Here is a 17,526-nt window from a genome sequence, read left to right as displayed (position 1 = left end):
TTGACCACGCTCGTACCCGCACCCTACGGTCGTCAACACCCATACCTGGGGGCCGCTTTGGACATTTCCTTTCTCGGTGGGCCACAGCCGCAGCGCGGTGTCGGCGTGGTGGCCCCGTTCGACTTCGCTCTCGACCGGGAGCTGTGGCGGTGGGTGCCGGACGGCATCTCGCTCCATCTCACCCGCACCCCCTACGTGCCCGTCGAGGTCAGCCTCGACCTGGCCCGGCTGGTGAGCGAGCACCATACGCTGCGCGAGGCGGTCCGGGCGCTGATCGCCGTCGAACCGCAGGTCGTCGCGTACGCCTGCACCTCGGGCAGCTTCGTGGACGGCGCGGCGGGGGAGCGCGCCATGCGCGACGCGATGTCCCGGGCCGGTGCCACCGAGGACGGCGAGCTGCCGTCGGTGACCACCTCGGGCGCCCTGACCGAGGCGCTCGGGGAACTGGGGGCCCGGCGCGTCGCGCTGGTCACCCCGTACACGCAGTCCGTCACCCGGTCCCTGGAGGACTTTCTCGCGGAGGCGGGCATCGAGGTCACCGGCTGCGAGTTCATGGGCCTCACCCGGCACATCTGGAAGGTGCCCTACCGGGACGTGGTGGACATGGCGCGCCGGGCGGTGGTCGGCGCGGCCGACTGCCTGTTCATCAGCTGCACCAACCTCCCCACGTACGACGTGATCCCGCAGCTGGAGGCGGAACTGCGGATGCCGGTGCTCTCCGCGAACCAGGTCACCATGTGGTCCGCCCTGCGGCGCCTGGGCATCGACGCGGTCGGCCCCTACCAACTGCTGACCATGTCCGCGCGGGCGGTGGCCGCCGAGGTGCCCCCGCCGGTGCTCGCGGAGCCGCCGGTGCTCTCCGACGCCGCCGGCCTCCCGGACGCCGGGGCCCTCGCCGAGGCGCCGGGCCTGCCCGAACCGCCGGGCCCCGGCGGCGTCCCGCGGCTGCCGCCCCTCCCGCCGTTCCCCGAGCAGGAAGGCCTGAACTGACATGACGGCGATCGGATTCCTCTACCCCGGCCACTCCGCCGAGGACGACTACCCGCGGATGGAGATGCTGCTCGCGGACGCGCGCGTACGGCTGCCGCTGGTGCACACCGACATCGGCACCGACGCCCACCGGGTCGACGCCCTGCTGGAGATGGGCTCGGCGCACCGGCTCGCGGCGGGCGTCGAGGAGCTGCGCCTGTCCGGCGCCGAGGCGGTGGTCTGGGCGTGCACCAGCGCCAGCTTCGTGTACGGCTGGGACGGCGCCCACGAGCAGGTGCGCACGCTGGCCACGACGGCCGGCCTGCCCGCCTCCTCCACCTCCTTCGCCTTCGCCCACGCGGTACGGGCGCTGGGGGTGACCCGCGTCGCGGTGGCCGCCACCTACCCCGACGACGTGGCGGAACTCTTCCGCGGCTTCCTGAAGTCGGCGGGCGCGGAGGTCGTCTCGACCCGCGGCAGCGGCATCGTCACGGCCGCCGAGGTCGGCACCTGGGGGCGGCGCGAGGTGCTCGGCCTGGCCGCGGCGGGCGACCACGCGGACGCCGAGGCGGTCCTGCTCCCGGACACCGCGCTGCACACCGCGGCCCATCTCACCGAGCTGGAGGCGGAGCTGGGCAAGCCGGTGCTGACGGCCAACCAGGTCACCGTGTGGGAGGGGCTGCGGCTGACCGGGCGCAGGGTGCGCGCGGCGGCCCTCGGGACGCTGTTCGCGGGCTGAGGTCCGCGTCCGCGCGCCGTACGAGGCCGAGCAGTTCGCGGGCCGAGGTACGCGCCCGCGCGCCGTGCGTGGTCAACAGGGCGGCTCCCGTTGCCGGTTCACCGGGAGCCGCCTTTTCCGATCCCTCTTGCGCACACTGTTCCGCGATGCGTACAGTGTGCGCATCGGGGGGCGACGGGCTCCCCGGACCACGGAGGGCGGGGCGGTCATGACGGAGAACCTGAGCTGGAACGCGGCGGGCGAGTGGCAGGCCGACGGCGCCTGGGGGAGCGGCGGTTCGGCCCGTCGCACCTTCGAGACCGCCCGCTGGCAGGCCAGGCTCGACGAGCTGTGCGCCGCCCACCACGTACCCGGCGCCTCCCTCGCCGTCCTGACCGGCGGCCGGGTGCACGAGCTCGCCGGCGGCCTGCTGCACCGGGGTACCGGCGTCGAGGCCACCACCGACTCCGTCTTCCAGCTCGGCTCGATCGCCAAGACGTACACCGCCACCCTGGTCATGCGGCTCGCCGACGCGGGCGAACTCGACATCGACGCGCCCGTCGTCTCCGTACTCCCGGAGTTCGCGACCGCCGACCCGGAGGCGACGGCGCGCATCACCACCCGTCAGCTGCTGTCCCACACCAGCGGCCTGACCTGCGACTTCACCCACGACAGCGGGCGCGGCGACGACTGCCTGGCGCGCTATGTGGAGGCCAGTGCCGGGGTCGCCCTGGACTGCCCGCCCGGCACGGCCGTCTCGTACAGCAGCGTCGGCTACAACGTGCTGGGCCGGCTCGTCGAGGTCGTCACCGGGCTGACCTGGGACGAGGCGCTCAGGACCCGCGTCCTGGAACCCCTGGGCGCGACCCGCACCATGACCCTCCCGGAGGAGGCGCTGCGCTTCCGGGCCGCCATGGGCCACCTCGGCGAGCCCGGCCGGATGCCCGACCCGGCGCCCTCCTGGGACCTGATGCCGCGCTCGGCCGGACCGTACGGCAGGGTCCTGGCGAGCGCGGGCGACGTGGTCAAGCTGGCCCGGATGCACCTCGCGGGCGGCGTCGCCGAGGACGGCACCCGCCTGCTCTCCACCGCCGCCGTCGAGGCGATGCAGCACCGCGAGACGGACGTCCCCGACAAGTGGACCGTCAGCTCGGACGGCTGGGGCCTCGGGTGGACGCTGTACGACTGGAACGGTACGGCCGGCTACGGCCACGACGGCGCGTCCATCGGCCAGTACGCCTACCTGCGGATCGTCCCCTCGGCCGGGGTCGCCGTCGCCCTGCTCACCAACGGCGGCAGCGCGCGGCTCCTCTACGCGGCGCTGATGAGCGAACTGCTCGCGGAGTTCGCCGACGTCACGATGCCGCAGCCGTTCGCCCCGGCGGACGCACCGGTCGCCGTCGACTGGGCACCGCTGGAGGGGGTCTACCGGCGGGCGGGCGTCGTCATGACCGTCACGGCGGGGGAGAACGGCGCAGGTCACCTCCTGTACGAATTCGTCGACGGGATGGCGGACTTCTCGCCGCCGCTCTCGGTGGACCTGCTGCCGGTGACCGGCACGGTCTTCGCCGGGACGGGGGCCGGTCCCTCCTTCAGCGAGGACTACATGCCGGTGGTCTTCGCCCGGCTCTCGGACGGGACGGCCTGCGTGTACGTGGGTATGCGGGCCGCCCCCAAGGTGTCGTAGCGCGCTCCCGGCGGGCGCGGGGCGACCGCCGCGGCGCGTCGCGGCGTCGCCGGGCCGGACCCGGGGAAGGAGGCCGGAGGGCCGGGAGTCCGAGCTCCGGCCCCAGGCCCCCCGGCCGATGCCGCCCCCGCCCCGGGGGAATATCCGGAGACTGCCTCCTGTTTGTTCACGGGAGTACGTCCGAGAACGCCCGCCCCAGGAGGACCCACCGGTGGATGCCAACCCGACCCCGACCCCCGACCCCGTACGCGGCCGCACCCATGGCTCCGCCCCCACCCCCCTCTCGGTACTGGACCTCGCCACCGTCGGCGCCGGCAGCACCCCGACCGCCTCCCTGCGCACCAGCGTCGAGATCGCCAGGCTCGCCGAGTCCCGCGGCTTCCACCGCTACTGGGTGGCCGAGCACCACTCGATGCCCGGCGTCGCCAGCTCCTCGCCGGCCGTGATCCTGGCCCACCTCGCCGCCCACACCGACCGCATCCGGCTCGGCTCCGGCGGCGTCATGCTGCCCAACCACGCCCCGCTCGTCATCGCGGAGCAGTTCGGCACGCTCGAAGCGATGGCCCCGGGCCGGGTCGACCTCGGTCTCGGCCGGGCCCCCGGCACCGACGGCGCCACCGCCGCGGCCCTGCGCCGCGGCGACAACCCGCACGAGGGCGCCGACGAGTTCCCCCGCCAGCTGGCCGAGCTGACCCGCTTCCTGGAGGACGACTTCCCGGACGGGCACCCCTACTCCCGCATCCACGCCGTGCCCGGCCCGGTGCAGGGGCACAGCAACACCCCGCAGGTCTGGCTGCTCGGCAGCTCCGGCTTCAGCGCCCGGCTGGCCGGCACCCTGGGCCTGCCCTTCGCGTTCGCCCACCACTTCTCCGCGCAGAACACGATCCCGGCGCTCGACCTCTACCGGGAGTCCTTCCGCCCCTCGGCCGTGCTCGCCGAGCCGTACGCCGTCATCGGCGTCTCCGCGCTCGCCACCGAGGACGAGGCCGAGGCCCGCCGCCAGGTCCTCACCGGCGCCCTCAACATGCTCCGGCTGCGCACCGGCCGGCCGGGGCTGATCCCGACGCCCGAGGAGGCGGAGAAGTACCCGTTCAGCTCGCTGGAGCGGGAGTTCGTGGACAGCTGGCTGGCCAACGTCGTGCACGGCACCCCGGACGCCGTCCGCACCGGCCTCAACGACCTGGCCAAGCGCACCGGCGCCGACGAACTGATGCTCACCGCGAACGCCCACGGCGGCGACGTCCGGGTCCGCAGCTACCAGCTGATCGCCGACGCGTACGGGCTGCCCACGCCGTAGCCCCTCGGGGGTCGGGCCGCACAACCGGCCCCGCCTCCTTGGGCGGCGGGGCCGCCCCCGGGGGCGGAACGGGCGGGCAAGGGGGCGGCCCCCGGCGGACGCCGAACCCGACCGCCCCGCCCCCGCCGCTACCCCGCCGTCCGCTCCACCAGCATCGCCGCGATCCGGTCCGGCGCCTGGGGCCGCGAGTACAGCCAGCCCTGCCCGGTGTCGCACCCGATCCGGCGCAGCCGCGCCGCCTGCCCCGCGGTTTCCACGCACTCCGCGGTCACCGTGAGCCCCAGCCGGTGGGCGAGCTGGACCAGGGCCTCCACGATCGTCTCGTCCGCCGGGTTGGGATGCGCCTCGTCCTGGAAGCCCCGTACGAACGAGCCGTCCAGCTTCAGCACCGAGACCGGCAGCCTGCTCAGGTACGCCAGGTTCGAGTAGCCCGTGCCGAAGTCGTCGATGGCGATGTGCACGCCCATGTCGCTGAGGTCCTGGAGCGCCTGGAGCGGCCGGCCCGCCGAGCCCATCACCGCCGACTCGGTCAGCTCCAGCTGCAGCAGACGCGGCTCCAGACCGGTCTCCTCCAGGATCTCCGCCACGTCCGCGACCAGGTCGGAGTCCCAGACCTGGCGCACCGCCACGTTCACCGAGACGAACAGCGGCGCGGTGTCCGGGTGGTCCCGCTGCCACTGCCGGGCCTGCCGGCACGCGGTGCGCAGCACCCACCGGCCCAGATGGACGATCGAGCCGTCCTCCTCGGCGATTCCGATGAACCGATTCGGCGCCAGCGTCCCGAACTGCGGGTGGCGCCAGCGCACCAGCGCCTCCACCCCGCGCACCAGACCGCCCTCCAGGTCCACCAGCGGCTGGTACTCCAGCACGAACTCGCCGCGCTCCAGGGCCGGACGCAGCGTCGAGGAGAGCGCCTGCCGGGTCATCCGGTGGGCGTTGCGCTCCGGGTCGAAGAGCGTCCAGCGGCCCTTGCCGTCCGCCTTCGCCCAGTACAGCGTGGTGTCCGCGGCCTGCATCAGCCCGGTCGCCGTGGTCCCCGCCGCCGAGCGCTCCAGCACGCCGATCGAGGCCGAGACCGAGAGCCGCTGCCCGGCCAGGTCGAACGGCTGCTGCAGCGCGGTGAGCACCGTCTGCGCCAGGTCCGTCAGCTGCTCGGTGCCGGTCGAGTCCTCCACCAGCAGCGCGAACTCGTCGCCGCCCAGCCGGGCCACCAGGTGCCCGCCGCCGGGCCCGTACCCGGCCTCGTCCGCGCAGCGGGTCAGCCGGGTGGCCACCGCGGTGAGCAACCGGTCGCCGACCCGGTGCCCGAGCGTGTCGTTGACCGCCTTGAAACCGTCCAGGTCGAGGTAGCAGAGCCCGATCCGGCCGGTCCCGCCGCGCTCGTAGGTCGAGGACTCCAGTGCCGCCGACAGCCGCTCGAAGAACAGCGCCCGGTTGGGCAGCCGGGTCACCGGGTCGTGCATCTGGAGGTGCCGCAGCCGCGCCTGGAGCTCCCGCCAGTCGCTGATGTCGGAGATCGACAGCAGTACGTTCGCGCTGTCGGGCACGGGGGCCAGGGAGACCTCCACCCACAGGACGTGCCCGTCGCGGTGCTTGAGCCGCCGGGTGCAGCGGAAGCGGGTGCGGCGCCCGTCCAGCACCTCGCGGTACGCGTGCCAGGTGCGGGCGTCGGCTGCCAGGTCCACCAGCTCGGCCGCCTCGGTGCCGGGCAGCACGGTGGGGTCGGTGCCCAGCAGCATCCCGAGCGCGTCGTTCGCGGCGAGCACCGTGCCGTCGGAAGTCACCAGGGCCATCGCGAGCTGGGCCGCGCGGAAGGCGGCCCGGTAGTCGCGGGCGCCCGCGGTCCGGCGGGGCGCGGGGCCGTGGTGGGGGCCGGGGTCGGCACCGTCGTGGCGCACCGCCCGCGCGGCCGGCGCCGCACCGTCGGGGGCGCGGCCGTCGGCGGCGTACGGCTCCCGGTCCCGTCCGTCCCGGTGGTGACGATCCGTGACGAAAGGCGGGACGAGGGGGACGGGCGGGACGAGGTTGTGGCCTGAACCGGACTCTTCGGGGATTCCGCTCACCGTGTGCTCCCGCAGGGCGATTGAGTCGTACAGGTGTCGTCGGGTGATGTCGGGGTCCTGATGTCGGCGGTCCTCGGGTGGGAGGTCGGGGCCGTTGTCGGGGATCGTCGGCCGGGCGGATGAATCAGCGGCAAATCGGGGCGAAACGAGGCGGAATCCGCTGCCCAGGGGCCGATTCCACGCGGGAAAGTGTGCCGATCATAGAGGTTGCCGCAACGGCCGATCCAGCTCCTTCGCCGCTGAATCGGGCCTCGTCGGGAGGTCTTCGGGTGCCCCGCCCTCCCTGGCCGATCGTTTCTGCACGGGTGTGCCTTGACCTGCCCTCCTCCTGATCGCTTGTGACGTTCTGTGACCTGCCGGGGCGTCGCCGCAGGTCGGGCCGGAAACCCGAGTGGCGCACTGGAACAGGGCGTAACCACCCAAAACCCAACAAGGTGGGTGAGGAGTTCCCCATTCCATGCCCGGAGGACCGGGAGGACCCGGAGGTCGATGTGCAGGGTCGGTTGACGCCCGGGGGCGCGGGGGCGCCCAGGGAAGCGGGAGAGTCGCGACGGAAGGGGGTGGGCGGGGGAACGGGTGTGCCCAGGGGCGCGGGTGCGCCCGGCGAGACGGACCGGTCCCGGCTGCGGCTGCGCAGCACGGCGGCATTCCTCACCTCCCTGACCGCGCTCGCCGCGACCGGCCTGGTGGCGGGTCCGGCCGTCGCCTCGGCCGGGCACCCGGCCGGCCAGTGCGTCCTGCCCCGCACCTCCGCCCACCACTCCCTGGGCCTCGACACCTGGAACGAGAGCTACCCGCGCCCGGTGAAGGACCTCAACGCGGTCATGATCTTCCTGTCCTTCCCGGACTCCGCCCCGCTCACCACCCCGAAGGAGCTGGCCGCCGACCACTTCCCGGCCACCAGCGACTTCTTCCGCCGCGCCTCCTACGGCAAGTTCCGGCTCCACCCGCACCCGCTGTCCGACTGGATCCGGATGCCGGCCGACTCCACCTCGTACGCCATAAAGCGGGACTGGAGCGCCGAGCGGCGGGCCGCCTATCTGCGCGACGCGGTGGCCGCCGCCGACGACCGGGTCGACTTCTCGAAGTACGACATCGTCTATCTGGTCGCCGACCCGGACGCCCCCGGTGTCGACTCCGACGCCACCAAGGTCGTCAACTTCGAGACCCCGCTGCGCGCCGACGGCACCGACATCCGCCGCATCGTCACCGTCTTCGAGAAGCACCCGCCGGACCGCAACGTCCTCGCCCACGAGACCGGGCACGTCTTCGACCTCCCCGACCTCTACCACCGCCCCGACGACGGCAAGGGCGACTGGGACACCCACGTGGGGGACTGGGACGTCATGGGCAGCCAGTTCGGGCTCGCCCCCGAACCCTTCGGCTGGCACAAGTGGAAACTGGGCTGGCTGGAGCGCGACCAGGTCGCCTGTGTCCCGTGGGGCGCCTCCACCCGGCTCACCCTGGACCCGCTCGCGGCCCCGCCCCCGCGCGGCGGCCAGCGCGGCGGAACCCGCCTCGCGGTCGTCCGTACGGGCGAGAACACGGCCCTGGCCATCGAGGCGCGCGGCGGCTTCGGCAACGACCGGGGCGCCTGCGTCCAGGGCGTGCTGATCTACCGGGTGCGCAACGGCACGGCCTCCGGCGGCGGCCCCGTCGAGGTCCTCGACACCCACCCGCGCACCGAGGCGTGCTGGGACCACTCCGTCTACCCGCCGCTGGCGGACGCCCCGCTCGGCGTCGGCGAGACGTACACGGTGGCGGGCGAGGACACCAGGGTGGAGGTCGCCGACCGCACCCGCTCCGGCGGCTGGACGGTCAAGGTCACCACGGGCAGGCCCGGCCAGGAGCAGTAGCGCCACCGGGACGACGCCCTCGGGAAAGGGCCGCGCCCGCGCACACGAAAAGACCCCCGAGCCGAAGCTCGGGGGTCTTTCCCGTCTGTGCGCCGCCAGGGACTCGAACCCCGGACCCGCTGATTAAGAGTCAGCTGCTCTAACCAACTGAGCTAGCGGCGCCTGCTGACGTCGTAGACATTAGCACCCTGATCGGCGGGAGGAAAAATCGATAACCGGGAGGCCCGCACACACGCCCAGAACAGCACCTCGGGACCCGGCAGCCAGGGGTGCCGCACATCCGGCGCCACCACCCAGCGCGGCCCCTTGGCCGCCCCCGGAACCAGGGCCGGCACGGTCACCGCGTCGCTCGTCCCGTGGCACAGCAGCGGCGGTACGTCGGCGGCCCGGGGCTCCCACTCCAGCAGCGCGGGCAGCCGCTGGGCGGTGCCCGGGGCCGAGAACAGCAGCATCCGCCCGTGCTGCACGGCCACCGGCCCCGAACCCGGCCCCTCCGCCCACAGCGCGTCCAGCATCCGGCGGCCGAAGACCACGGGCACGTTCACCACGTCGAAGGCGGTCCCGCAGGGCAGCACGGCCGGCGCGGTGGGGCGCGCCTCCCAGGTCGCGAGGGTGGAGCGCGGGTAGGACGACGCGGAGGTCAGCCAGGCGGCGCCGGGGGAGGTGACCCGGTCCGGCAGGTTCGTGTGGTGGGGGGCGGCGGGTGTGGGGGCGTGAGTGGTCATGCTCCAGGTGTACGGGGGGTAAGGGTTCCGTTTCTGTGAGTTGCCGAAAACGGGGACAAGTCGGTGCGGGGAGGAGTATCTTGCCGCCGACGCATATGCCACCCGAGCATCCCCGTGCCCCGTGCGCTCCACGCGTGCCCGCCGCCGGGGTCCGCCGCCCGCCGCCCCGGGACCGGCCCACCTGCCGCGGGCGGGCTACTTCGGGGGCTGGTTCCGCAGCAGGTCCCGGCCGAAGTCGATCATTTTCTTCGCGTAGTCCTCGGTCCAGGCCGCCCGCTCGGCGATGTCCGCGACCGTCAGCCGGTCGAACCGCCGCGGGTCCGCCAGCTGGGCCGCCGCGACCGCCTGGAACTCCACCGCCCGGTCCGTCGCCGCCCGGAACGCGAGCGTCAGCTCGGTGGCACGGGTCAGCAGCTGCCGCGGGTCCTCGACCGATTCCAGGTCGAAGAAGTGCTCGGGATCGGCGGCAGCCGCCTCGGGCTCGAAGAGCAGCGGCGCGGGCCGCAGCCGCCGCTCGTGCCGCTCGGTCTCCGCCATGTGCGTCCTCCCTCTTTCGGCCGTTCCCGGTCCGGAAGGCCACCCACCATTGTCCGGGTCCGCGCAAGTGCGCGTTCTGTGGGACGGCGGAGCCCGCCGGGGCGGGCGACGCGCCCCCGCCCCGGCCCGCCGGCGCCCCGCCCGGCCTAGACCCGTACCCGGTGCTCCGCCAGGTGCTCCAGCACCGAGTGGTTCGCCTCCCAGCCGTCCGGGAACTTCACCGTCACCCCCAGCTGCACCGGCTCCGTCGACGGGTGCTCGTCCAGCAGCTCCGCCACCCCCTCCCGGCACACCACGACGCACGCGTGCCGGTGGCGCGAGGCCAGCACGCACAACCGCCCCGTCTCCAGGTGGAACGCCGTCGCGTCCGGCCGCCCGGACAGCGGATGCAGCACCACCGTCACGTCGAACTCCCGGCCCTGGAGCCGGTTGGCGGTGTCCACCGCGACCCCGCTCACGCCGAGCCCCGCGAGCGCCGCCCGGACCGCCGCCGCCTGGTCCCGGTGCGCGGTGCCGACCGCGACGCGGTCCGCGGTGAGCGGCACCGGCTCCTCGGCGCTCTCGCTCACCGCCACCCCGCCCCGCTCCAGCAGCCGCCGTACGACCTCGGCGAGCGCCGCCACCGCCTCCGGGTCGGTGCGCGGGGTGTGCCGCGCGGGCAGCTCCAGCAGCCCCCAGCCCGAATGCGCCGCCTCGTCCAGCACCCGGTCGGCGGCCGACCCGCTGGAGGGCACCCCGAAGGACAGCCCCCGGTCCCCGGGCCCCGTACCGGAGCGGAACGGCGTGTACGGGTAGAACGCGTCCGACACCAGCGGCGCCGCCGACGACGGCAGCCGCCAGGACACCGGCAGCCGGTGCTGCGGCAGCTCCGGATTGTGCGCCAGCAGCGTCGAGACCGCGCTCGCCGACGGATCGTAGGAGAGCCCCGCCCACTGCTCGGCGCCGACGATCGAGAACGGGTCGAGCTGCCCCGGGTCGCCCACGAACAGGGCCCGCTCGAAGAGGCTCGCCACGGCCAGCAGCGCGTCCGAGCGCATCTGGTACGCCTCGTCGACGATCGCGTGCCGCCATGGCTCGACCCCCTTGACGTGCGCCCACTTCGCCGCCGTCGAGATCACCACGTCGAGCCCCGCCAGATCGGCCGCCTTCGCGGACTTCCGCACCTGCGGCAGGTCGTCCAGCGCCTTGTCGTACGGGTCGGAGTCGGCGCTGTGCAATCGTCCCACCGGCAGGTCCGGCTGCTTGTGGGCGAGCCGCAGCACCAGGTCGTCCACCTGTGCGTTGGTCTGCGCCACCACCATCAACGGGCGCCCGGCCGAAGCCAGTTCGAGGGCGGCCCGCACGACCAGGGTGGACTTGCCCGCGCCGGGCGGGGAGTCCACCACCACGCCCCGGTGGGTGCCGTGCAGGGTGTCGTGCAGGATCGCGGCGGTGGCGCGGGCCGCCTCGGCGCCCGGGTCGAAGCCGGACGCGTCGTACGGGGCGGGGCGGTTCACAGGATGTCCTCCGGGTGCTCCGCCGGTACGGGGCCGATCTGGTCGACGCTGTCGGTGTCCGGGGGACCGCCGTGGGTCCACGGGGTCTCCTCCGGGTCGGGGAGCTGCGGGCCGCCGCGCTGCTCGTGCTCGAAGAGGGTCCAGCAGATGCGGTCGCCGCGCTCGGGCACGGTGCCCGCGGCGGGCTCCTTGGACCGGCCCATCCCGTTGAGCAGCCGCAGCACCAGGGCGCCCCCGCCGGTCCACCGTACGAACTCCGCCGTCTGCGTCTTCCCCTCCAGCGACCGGTACACCTTGACCCCCTCGCCCGCGCCCTCGCCGCCGCCCAGCTGCGGGAGGTCCCGGGTGGTGACGGTCAGCAGCGGGCGCGGACTGGGCCGCTTCGTCTCGGTCCAGGCCATCTCCACGTCGAGGACCTCGCTGGTGAACGCCTCCCCGGCGAGCCGCCGCGACGCCATCACCAGCGGGTCGTCGAGCGCCTCCTGCGCCTCCAGCCGGGCCTGTTCGGTCTCCCGCGAGGCCAGCTTCTGGGCCGCGCCGACGGCGTTGTCCAGCCGGGGCTGCGGGGGCTCGCCCGCCCGGACCCGGTCCCGGTGGCCGGTGAACGACCAGCGGTCCCGGTTCCAGCGCTCGGTGGCCCTGGCGCCCTCCGGCAGGCCGCGCAGCAGGTCCAGCGCGCGCCAGGTGGCGTGCCAGGACGGCAGCATCTGGGTGGCCAGCAGTTCGCGGATGTGCCGCTCCGCGACGGCCTGTTCGCCGAGCCGCTCGTCGGCGCTCTCGCCGTCCTCGGCCGCGCCGAGGTTCCGGCGGGCCAGGTCGTAGGCGTCGATGGCCGGGGCCAGCAGCGCGTTGTCGAAGGCGGGGTCGGTGGCGGGCCCGGCCGGGGGGCACAGCAACTGGCCCCGCTCGTCCCGGCCGGTCTCGGCACGGGCCGCCGCCTCGGCGCCGCTCTCGTCCCCGGGCGGATCGACCCAGGCCAGCAGCGCCCCCAGGTGCAGGTCCTCCAGGCTGCTCTGTCCGGTGGCCCAGTGCCGGGCCAGCAGATCGGTCGCGGCCAGCAGCAGCGACGCCCCCGGTACCCGGGCGCGCTCGCCGTAGTGGGTGAGCCAGCGGCCGAGCAGCGGGATGTGGGGCGGTGCCGGGTAGGGGGTGTCGGGGTCCTGCTCGGCGGTGCGGCGGAAGCGGGTGGAGCGGCCCAGCAGCCGCAGGTACTCGATCCCGGCCCGGCTCGGCACGATCAACTGCGGCGCGTCCACGCAGAGTTCGACCTCCACCTTGACGCGCTTGCCGGTCTCGGGATCGGTCTCGTTGCGCTCGGCGGGCTCGACGACGTCCGCGTAGGAGTCGAGGTACGGCAGTACCGCCTCGGCCAGTTCGGCGAGGAACGCGAAGCGCAGGTCGCGGTCGCGGGGCTGGCCCACGGTGAGCAGGCGCGGCCGGTCGCGGTCGGTGCCGACGAGGGCCCCGAGCGGCGCGCCCGCCTCACCGGCGGTCGTCAGCGGGACGACGACCAGGGGGCGGTCGGAGAGGTGCCGGTGCCGGACGGTCGCAAGGGGCTGCGCCCGTCCGCTCTGCGTGGCTTCCAGCCGGGCGAGGGTGTTGATCAACGACATGGGGGAGGTGCGTGGCCTTTCAGGACGAGGGCGGAGCGGAGAGAAACGGCGGCCCCCTTGGGCGGCGGGGCCGCCCCCGGGGGCGGAACGGGCGGGCAAGGGGGCGGCCCCCGGCGGAGCCGCACAACCCGGCCCCGCCCGGCCCAAGCAGCGGCCCCGGCGGCCTCCCGGCCGCCCCGCGCGCCCGGCCCCGCGCGGGACGCGGCCCGCCCCCTCACCCCCGGCCCGCCGAAGCCAGCGCCTCCGCCCGCAGCTCCGCCGCCCTCCGCAGCGCCGCCACCGTCGGGTCCGCCGGGTCCCCGGCCCGCCCCGCCGCCGCGTCCAGCACCGCACCGACCGTCGTCAGACCCCCCAACTCCCCCCGCACACTGCGCCCCAGCGCCTCCACCGCGCCCGCGCCCCGCGACTGCTCCCGGCAGTGGAAGGCCAGTTCGCAGGCGGCCAGGCACTCGGGCGCGTACGCCGCGTCCACCGCGGAGACCGCCGCGGTCAGCTCCTCGGGCCCGCACGACGGGTCGAAGGTGGTTCCCTCCGGCAGGGCCTCGGCCAGCTCCGCCACCCGCCGCATCCGCCCCAACTGCCGCCGCGTCACCGACAACTGCTTGCGCACGTCCACCGTCGAGCCGGTCGGCAGGTTGGAGAAGTCCTTCGGGCACACCAGCAGCACCCGGTCCCTGACCTCGGCCCCCGGCACCTTCGCCGCCACCCGCTCCAGCGCCAGCACGTACACCGCCGCCTGCCGGGCCGCCGCCCCCACCTTCGACGGGTCGGCCGAACCGTCCAGCATCGGGAAGGACTTGATCTCCACGACCGTCCAGCGCCCGTCCGGGTGGACCACGACCGCGTCGGGCTCCAGATAGACGGGGGTGCCCGCCACCTCCAGGGCCAGCATCGGGTGGTCGAGCAGGGTCCACGCCTTGGCCGCCGTGGCCTCCCGGAGGGCGAGCGCGGTACGGGCCGTGCGCCCCTCGGGGCCGGCCGCCGAGACGTCCGGGGTGAGCGCCCCGGCGGCGGCCGGGTCGTCGACGCCCAGCAGCCGCAGCAGTTCCGTACCCCCGTCGGACTTCACCCGCGCCTCGAACGCGTTGCCGCGCATGAACGCGAACTGGGACTGGCCGAAGGGCGCGGGCGAGCCGAGCGCCTGCGCGAGGACCGCCTTGTTCACCCCCGCCCCGTCGAGCAGGGTCCGCCGCTCGCACCCCGGGTTGGCCGCCAGGGCCGCCAGCGCACGGGCGTCCAGCGGGTGCGGGGCGACCGCGGGGCCGCGCAGTTCGGCGAGCCGCTGCCGTACCGGAACAGCCGCATCGGGTCGTACGGGCGGAGGTGTGGATTCGGGTCCGCTGCCCAGTGATGCGTTCACCCTCGGAAGTCTCGCACCCGCCACTGACAACACCCCCGCATCCGCTGTTTCCGCCGGTGGGCGATGATGGAGAGACACTGGTCACCAAATCGGCTGTTTCACCGCAAACCGCCGCATCACCGCCCCGTCGCTCAACACAGGTCCCCTCACCGGGCCCACCAGGGAGAGAAGCCATGGCACCCCGCATCCTGCTGGCCCGGCACGGTCAGACGGAGTGGTCGCTGTCCGGGAAACACACCGGCCGGACGGACATTCCGCTGCTCGACGAGGGCCGCCACGGCGCGAAGGTGCTGGGCGAACGGCTGCACCGCGCTCCCTGGCGGGGCCTGCCCGACGTCGAGGTCCGCACCAGCCCGCTGGTCCGCGCCCGCGAGACCTGCGACCTGGCCGGCTTCGGCGACCGCGCGCAGGACTGGGACGCGCTCATGGAGTGGGACTACGGCGCGTACGAGGGCCTGACCCCGGCCGAGATCCAGGAACGCGAACCGGGCTGGATGATCTGGCGGGACGCGGCCCCGGACGGCGAGTCCCTCGCCGACGTCACCGCGCGCGTGGACGGGGTGATCGAGTGGGCCCGCTCCGCCGACCGCGACGTGCTGGTCTTCGCCCACGGCCACGTCCTGCGCTCGCTCGGCGCCCGCTGGCTGGGCCTGGGCATCGGCTTCGGCGCGCACATCCGGCTGGACCCGACCTCGCTGTCGGTGCTCGGCTGGGCGTACGGCGAACCGGCCGTCGAGCGCTGGAACGACACCGGCCACCTCGACGCGAGCAGCTGACCCGCACCACCCCGCGCACCGCACCACGGGCCGCGGACACCGGCGTACCGGCAACGGACCCCGGCGTACTCGCGACGGGCCCCGGCGGACCGGTCTCAGGCCCGCCGGACCGAGTTCGCGTGCCTGGTCAGGAAAGCGCCGATCACCGGTGAACGCCGGTGCGGCAGCAGGGTGCGGATCGTCCCGGCGAGCATCGTGTGCACCCGGGACGACTGCACCTGCTCCAGCAGGTCCAGGACGCGCTGGCCGACCGCGGCGGCCTCGTCGGGCACGCCCGCCCGCGCCAGGTCGTCGGCCAGTTCCGCGTTGTACAGCGCCAGGTTGCGGGCGAAGTGCGGGTCCTGGAGCTCCGCCGCCCGGTGCGCGTACCGGGCCGCCTGCCGCCAGTCGCCCAGCGCCGACCAGCACTGCGCCTCCAGGGCGGCCAGTTCGGCGGGCCCGAAGAAGGACATCCACTCCGGGTCGTCGTCGCAGGCCCCGCACTGGAAGAGCGACTTGGCCCGCACCAGCGCCTCGACACAGCCCGTACGGTCGCCGAGCGCCGCCCAGCCGCCGGCCTCGCGCAGCGTCAGCAGCGACATCAGCCGCATCGAGCCGAGCCCGCCGGCCACCCGCAGTCCGGCCTGTGCCGCCCGCAGCGCCTCGCGGGGCCGGCCCGCGTCCCTGGCCAGGAACGCCATGTTGCAGAAGGCGTGCGCCTCCAGGCCCGCGTCCCCGGCCACCCGGGCGGTGGACAGCGCCTCCGCGTAGTGCGACCTGGCCTCGTCGAACCGGCCCGAGTCGTGCGCCAACCAGCCCACCGAGAGGGCCAGTTCACCGGCGCCCGAGTGCAGCCGGTCGGAGACGGTACGGCGCACCGTCCCCGCGTCGAGCAGCGCGTACGCGGCCTGGAGCGGCTTGTCGGCGTGCCGGTAGAGGGTGTCGGCGCCGTGCCGGTCGTCGAGCAGTCTGATCTGCCGCACCGCGCCCTCCACCGCGGCGGCCTCGACGGCCCCCACACGGCGGAAGTGCGAGCTGTCGCCCGGCGGGACCAGGGCGTCCGTACGGCCGCGCGGACTCGCGGCGGCCCGCGGGGAGCCGACGGTCCCCAGGGCGCCGAGGGCGGCAGCGGTCGCCACGGTGGCGGAGCCGCTCGTCATGAATGCGCGACGCAGCACGTCGCTCTCCTCGTCGGTATGGGACTTGGTTCGATCGGCCGCGCCGCCGGGGAGTGCCCCGGCGGGCGTACCGGAGTGCGCCGCGGTCGCGCCGCGGCCCCCGCGCGCGCCCCTGCCGCGTACTGCCTCCCGGGCGGTGAAGCCCAGGTCCGTCAGCGTCAGGCCGGGGAACATGTGGAGGAAGACGCGCTCGTACGCGTAGTTCGGGCAGCGGATCTCGCCCGCCTCCACCCGTCCGATGTACCGGGCGTCGCAGGCCACCTGCTCGCCGATCTCGCGGGCCGCTCGGCGCACCGCGGCCGCGAACTCCCCCGGTGAGCGGTGTCCCCGCAATGACCGGAAGACGTGGTTCGGGTCGGACGGCCGAAGATTCGGGGACGACGACGCCATGGCCAAGCCCTCTCTGGCGGATGGTGCTGCCGGGGCGGTTGCGCTCACCCCGGACGGGGCACGAACGTACCGGCTGTGACGGGAGCACCACGCGGAGTTTGCCTACAAACCGGATATCTCATACGCGATCTGCCATGAACTGCCATCCTTTGCGGCGGCGTTTTGCCGTAGCCGTTGACGCCTTCGCCGCGTTGACAGGGAACGGAGGGGGTGCGGCTCCCTCCCGAACGAGGAGGTTCCCTTGTTGGAGGCCGGCATGGAGACGGTGACAGCCAGGCTGCACACCACGGAAGCCAGCGGCTCGCAGGAGTCCGCACCGGGTACGCAGGCCACGACGGGGCCGCGGGCCTCCTCCGCAGCGGCGACCATGACCGCATCCACATCCGCTTCCGTGTCCGCGTCGGCCGGGGCCTCCTGCACCGGCACGGCCTCCCGGACGACGGCCCGCCACCGGCCCACCGCCGAGTGCAGCCCCGCCCCGGACCGTGACCACCCGCACGGCGCCGAGCCCCTCGACCTGGTGACCGTGCCGGCCCGGCAGGGCCTGGAGGCGGTCGACATCCTGCGCCGCGCCGCCGCCACCTCGGTGTGGCCGGGCCCCAGCGGCCCGGACGGCGCGCAGCCGGCCGCCGTGGGCCCCGTGCTGCACGACGAGCCGTGCGACACGGTGGGCTTCCTGGTGCCGCCGGGCACGGCGGACGGCTGGGACCTGCCGGGCAGTGCCTGTACGCAGACGCTGGGGCGCGGTGTCTCCTTCGCGCTCCCGGCGGAGGAGCCGGGCGCCGGCCTCCCGCTCGCCCCCGGGTCGGCCCCGGCCCCCGGCGAGGCGTGGGGGCCGGCCTCCGCCGCCGCGGACCGGGCACCGGAGGCCCCGTTCGCGGG

At 74.7% G+C, this 17,526-nt stretch carries 13 protein-coding genes, 1 tRNA gene and 1 pseudogene; 7 read left to right on the top strand and 8 right to left on the bottom strand.

What is annotated here, in order from left to right:
- Positions 1-57 precede the first annotated feature (57 nt).
- The 4 genes from ACFYVL_RS22185 to ACFYVL_RS22170 all read left to right on the top strand — a co-directional run bounded on the left by ACFYVL_RS22185 (position 58) and on the right by ACFYVL_RS22170 (position 4,671).
- Entirely contained in the window at positions 58-990 is a 933-nt protein-coding gene (locus ACFYVL_RS22185; protein WP_389247352.1) for a decarboxylase, read from the top strand.
- Position 991: 1 nt separating this feature from the next.
- Positions 992-1,708: a decarboxylase gene (locus tag ACFYVL_RS22180; protein WP_389247350.1), complete on the top strand. Its 717-nt coding sequence runs from the start codon at positions 992-994 to the stop codon at positions 1,706-1,708.
- A 208-nt stretch (positions 1,709-1,916) separates the two neighbouring features.
- The gene (locus ACFYVL_RS22175) at positions 1,917-3,374 is read left to right on the top strand and encodes a serine hydrolase domain-containing protein (protein WP_389247349.1); all 1,458 of its coding nucleotides are present in this window, start codon (positions 1,917-1,919) and stop codon (positions 3,372-3,374) included.
- Positions 3,375-3,585: 211 nt separating this feature from the next.
- The gene (locus ACFYVL_RS22170) at positions 3,586-4,671 is read left to right on the top strand and encodes an LLM class flavin-dependent oxidoreductase (RefSeq protein WP_389247347.1); all 1,086 of its coding nucleotides are present in this window, start codon (positions 3,586-3,588) and stop codon (positions 4,669-4,671) included.
- Positions 4,672-4,799: 128 nt separating this feature from the next.
- On the opposite strand, the gene ACFYVL_RS22165 is transcribed toward ACFYVL_RS22170, so the two are convergent.
- Positions 4,800-6,734: a putative bifunctional diguanylate cyclase/phosphodiesterase gene (locus ACFYVL_RS22165; RefSeq protein ID WP_389247345.1), complete on the bottom strand. Its 1,935-nt coding sequence runs from the start codon at positions 6,732-6,734 to the stop codon at positions 4,800-4,802.
- A 578-nt stretch (positions 6,735-7,312) separates the two neighbouring features.
- Here ACFYVL_RS22165 and ACFYVL_RS22160 point away from each other — a divergent pair.
- Positions 7,313-8,590, top strand: a complete 1,278-nt coding sequence (locus ACFYVL_RS22160; RefSeq protein ID WP_389247343.1) for a M6 family metalloprotease domain-containing protein — start codon at positions 7,313-7,315, stop codon at positions 8,588-8,590.
- Between the two features lie 88 nt (positions 8,591-8,678).
- Here ACFYVL_RS22160 and ACFYVL_RS22155 read toward each other — a convergent pair.
- The 6 genes from ACFYVL_RS22155 to ACFYVL_RS22130 all read right to left on the bottom strand — a co-directional run bounded on the left by ACFYVL_RS22155 (position 8,679) and on the right by ACFYVL_RS22130 (position 14,321).
- Positions 8,679-8,752: transfer RNA gene (locus ACFYVL_RS22155), tRNA-Lys, on the bottom strand.
- Positions 8,743-9,315 (bottom strand): bifunctional DNA primase/polymerase, encoded by a 573-nt coding sequence (locus ACFYVL_RS22150; protein ID WP_389247340.1) that lies wholly within the window; start codon positions 9,313-9,315, stop codon positions 8,743-8,745. The genes ACFYVL_RS22155 and ACFYVL_RS22150 overlap by 10 nt, the downstream gene beginning before the upstream one ends.
- A 195-nt stretch (positions 9,316-9,510) precedes the next feature.
- Positions 9,511-9,852 (bottom strand): hypothetical protein, encoded by a 342-nt coding sequence (locus tag ACFYVL_RS22145; protein WP_389247337.1) that lies wholly within the window; start codon positions 9,850-9,852, stop codon positions 9,511-9,513.
- Between the two features lie 146 nt (positions 9,853-9,998).
- Positions 9,999-11,348 (bottom strand): AAA family ATPase, encoded by a 1,350-nt coding sequence (locus tag ACFYVL_RS22140; protein ID WP_389247335.1) that lies wholly within the window; start codon positions 11,346-11,348, stop codon positions 9,999-10,001.
- Complete coding sequence (locus ACFYVL_RS22135) at positions 11,345-12,961, bottom strand: hypothetical protein (protein WP_389247333.1); 1,617 nt, start codon at positions 12,959-12,961, stop codon at positions 11,345-11,347. Before ACFYVL_RS22135 ends, ACFYVL_RS22140 begins: the two co-directional genes overlap by 4 nt.
- Positions 12,962-13,175: 214 nt before the next feature.
- Positions 13,176-14,321, bottom strand: a complete 1,146-nt coding sequence (locus tag ACFYVL_RS22130) for a hypothetical protein (RefSeq protein WP_389247331.1) — start codon at positions 14,319-14,321, stop codon at positions 13,176-13,178.
- A gap of 173 nt (positions 14,322-14,494) precedes the next feature.
- Between ACFYVL_RS22130 and ACFYVL_RS22125 the strand changes: the two genes are divergently transcribed.
- Complete coding sequence (locus ACFYVL_RS22125; RefSeq protein WP_389247329.1) at positions 14,495-15,097, top strand: histidine phosphatase family protein; 603 nt, start codon at positions 14,495-14,497, stop codon at positions 15,095-15,097.
- 95 nt (positions 15,098-15,192) lie between these two features.
- Here the strand turns inward: ACFYVL_RS22125 and ACFYVL_RS22120 are convergent, their stop codons facing one another.
- Positions 15,193-16,644, bottom strand: coding sequence for a tetratricopeptide repeat protein (locus ACFYVL_RS22120; RefSeq protein WP_389247327.1), 1,452 nt, complete (start codon positions 16,642-16,644; stop codon positions 15,193-15,195).
- 367 nt (positions 16,645-17,011) lie between these two features.
- Between ACFYVL_RS22120 and ACFYVL_RS22115 the strand changes: the two are divergent.
- A pseudogene (locus ACFYVL_RS22115) lies at positions 17,012-17,419 on the top strand (hypothetical protein); the annotation flags it as partial.
- Between the last annotated feature and the right edge of the window lie 107 nt (positions 17,420-17,526).

This window comes from Streptomyces sp. NPDC004111, from assembly GCF_042874215.1.
Lineage (GTDB): Bacteria > Actinomycetota > Actinomycetes > Streptomycetales > Streptomycetaceae > Streptomyces.
This window is presented reverse-complemented; position numbering and strand designations above follow the sequence as displayed.

Bases quoted from the DNA above. Each gene is read 5' to 3' on its own strand.
- ACFYVL_RS22180 (WP_389247350.1), top strand. From the start codon at position 992: ATGACGGCGATCGGATTCCTCTACCCCGGCCACTCCGCCGAGGACGAC.
- ACFYVL_RS22175 (WP_389247349.1), top strand. From the start codon at position 1,917: ATGACGGAGAACCTGAGCTGGAACGCGGCGGGCGAGTGGCAGGCCGAC.
- ACFYVL_RS22150 (WP_389247340.1), bottom strand. From the start codon at position 9,315: ATGACCACTCACGCCCCCACACCCGCCGCCCCCCACCACACGAACCTG.
- ACFYVL_RS22145 (WP_389247337.1), bottom strand. From the start codon at position 9,852: ATGGCGGAGACCGAGCGGCACGAGCGGCGGCTGCGGCCCGCGCCGCTG.
- ACFYVL_RS22135 (WP_389247333.1), bottom strand. From the start codon at position 12,961: ATGTCGTTGATCAACACCCTCGCCCGGCTGGAAGCCACGCAGAGCGGA.
- ACFYVL_RS22125 (WP_389247329.1), top strand. From the start codon at position 14,495: ATGGCACCCCGCATCCTGCTGGCCCGGCACGGTCAGACGGAGTGGTCG.
- ACFYVL_RS22120 (WP_389247327.1), bottom strand. From the start codon at position 16,644: ATGGCGTCGTCGTCCCCGAATCTTCGGCCGTCCGACCCGAACCACGTC.